This is a genomic window from uncultured Campylobacter sp., from assembly GCF_937890585.1.
Classification (GTDB): Bacteria; Campylobacterota; Campylobacteria; order Campylobacterales; family Campylobacteraceae; genus Campylobacter_A.
This window is the reverse complement of record NZ_CALACG010000328.1, coordinates 1-2,038: the sequence shown is the minus strand read 5'-3', so window position 1 is coordinate 2,038 and position 2,038 is coordinate 1. Positions and strand designations below refer to the sequence as shown.

Annotated in this window: 3 protein-coding genes and 1 pseudogene; 2 read left to right on the top strand and 2 right to left on the bottom strand. The window is 37.1% G+C overall.

Annotation, left to right across the window (positions count from 1 at the left end):
• Positions 1 to 131 precede the first annotated feature (131 nt).
• Positions 132 to 404 (bottom strand): hypothetical protein, encoded by a 273-nt coding sequence (locus tag Q0296_RS09855; protein WP_298040079.1) that lies wholly within the window; start codon positions 402 to 404, stop codon positions 132 to 134.
• A gap of 106 nt (positions 405 to 510) precedes the next feature.
• On the opposite strand from Q0296_RS09855, the gene Q0296_RS09850 reads away from it, so the two are divergent.
• Entirely contained in the window at positions 511 to 1,101 is a 591-nt protein-coding gene (locus Q0296_RS09850) for a DedA family protein (protein WP_298040076.1), read from the top strand.
• 70 nt (positions 1,102 to 1,171) lie between these two features.
• On the opposite strand, the pseudogene Q0296_RS09845 reads toward Q0296_RS09850, so the two are convergent.
• Positions 1,172 to 1,429: pseudogene (locus tag Q0296_RS09845) on the bottom strand (glutamate racemase); the annotation flags it as partial.
• A gap of 109 nt (positions 1,430 to 1,538) precedes the next feature.
• On the opposite strand from Q0296_RS09845, the gene Q0296_RS09840 reads away from it, so the two are divergent.
• Positions 1,539 to 1,982: a hypothetical protein gene (locus Q0296_RS09840; protein ID WP_298040072.1), complete on the top strand. Its 444-nt coding sequence runs from the start codon at positions 1,539 to 1,541 to the stop codon at positions 1,980 to 1,982.
• The last annotated feature ends 56 nt before the right edge of the window (positions 1,983 to 2,038 follow it).

Sequence of the window (2,038 nt, the reverse complement as noted above, 5' to 3'; positions counted from 1 at the left end):
AAGCTGCGCTACACCTAATGGCAACAAATCCAAGTTCTTTGCTTTGTATCTCCGTAAATAGCCAAAATAAAATGGTTTTCACAACCAAAAAATCCTCTCTATTTTTTACTTATATTTGGCTATTATACACTTCAAAGAGAGCTATATCTTTGTATTTTGCTTGTTTGAGCGCTATTTTTGTCAAAATAGTAAAGTATCCATAGGCTTTTTGAAAGATATCCATGATCTACCTTTGGATCATGGAAAAAGCCACTCTCCATAAGCCAGCAGTCGCGCTCCTTGTCTATAACCCAATACCATTGATCAGGCAAACTCTTATCGGATGGATTATATTTAAGAAAAATGTTAGTAAGGCCATACTTTTCATTATCCTCTTTTGCGATAATCGCATTTTCAAATGCCATTTTTTATCCTTAAAATTTGATGTTTTGAAATTATATTATATATACTCAAATACTTAAGCGGCACTTTGCTACAATGCCTAACTTTTAGTTAAATTTCGGAGTAAAAATGCTACATGACATTATTGATTTTATCGTTTCAAGCGTGAGCAGCTGGGGATATGCTGGCATATTTGTGATGATGTTTTTAGAGAGCTCATTTTTTCCATTTCCAAGCGAAGTGGCGATGATACCAGCTGGATATCTAGCTCACAAAGGCGAGATGAGCCTAGCGCTTGCCTTTATATCAGGTACGCTTGGTAGCTTACTTGGAGCCATTTTCAACTACTATCTTTGCTACTTTTTTGGACGTGAGATCATCTTAAAATACGGCAAATTTGTGGGCATCACCCACGAAAAGATGGATAAATTTGAAGCATTTTTTAATAAACACGGCGAAATTTCGACCTTCAACTCACGCCTCATCCCTGGAATTCGTCAGTATATCAGCCTGCCAGCTGGGCTTGCCAAGATGAATATTTTTAGATTTTGTCTATTTACCACACTTGGCGCTGGGATTTGGTGTGCTGTTTTGCTTGGAGTTGGCTATTTTCTAGGCTCAAATCCAGACAAACAGACACTTCTAACGATCACGATCGCTATTTTAGCGGTTGTTGCAGTAATAAGTGCGGTATATATAATGAAGCAAAGAAAATACTAAATACATATAAAAATACATAAAATTTAGTGTATTTTGTTAAATTTGGCTCAAATTTTTAGCTAAATTTAACTTAGCTGATCGCTCTCATTTTTTCTAGGCGAGCTAAATTTCTTGAAATTTTCTCTAGCTCTCTTTGCTCATACACTTCGCTCCCAGAGTAGAAAAATCTCAAATTTGGTTTTAAATTTACATTTGAAATTTGAAGTCCAAGCTCGCTTATAAGGCGGTTTATCGTCCCTTCGTTGCCGTCTATTATGCTTACGTTTGAAGGTAAAATTTCTCTTAAGCTATCTTTAAAATAGTTAAAATGTGTGCAGCCAAGCACCAAAAAGTCAAATTTACTTACATTTGAGGGGATAAAATACGTTGATGCAAACGGCAACGAAGTAGCCCCAAAAGATGTGCAGATCACGCAAAATCCAAGGCTAAGGTTTTTCATGAAGAGTGCTGCATCGCAAAGAGATAACATGCACGTCGCCATATACTCCATAAACGGCACCGAGTACAAAGAGCCAAACGGAGCTGACGAGATCGTGCTAAAAGAGAGCGACGCAAGAGACGTTAGCGACAAGGCGCTTTTAAAGCTATTTAATGAAAATTTTAAGACTACCAGCCAAAGAAAATATGAATTTAAAGAGTACTCGCTAAAGTATGGCGCAGATGTTTTTAGACTAAATTTCATAAAGCCAGAGTATAAGAGCAAGCACGGCATAAACGGCTACTACGAAAGACTTACCGAATACGAAAACGACGTTAGAAATTTGATCTTTCTAACGCCAAATCAAACAAAAGATATCACTATAAAAATAGCCAAAGGACTAGACGCCAAGATAGAAAAAGACGCCGAGATAACCGACGTCGTAGTGCTTCAAGGGCTATAAATTTACCCTTAGCAAGGCATCTTTAAAACTTCTACCACTTCACCTTTTGCGATAAA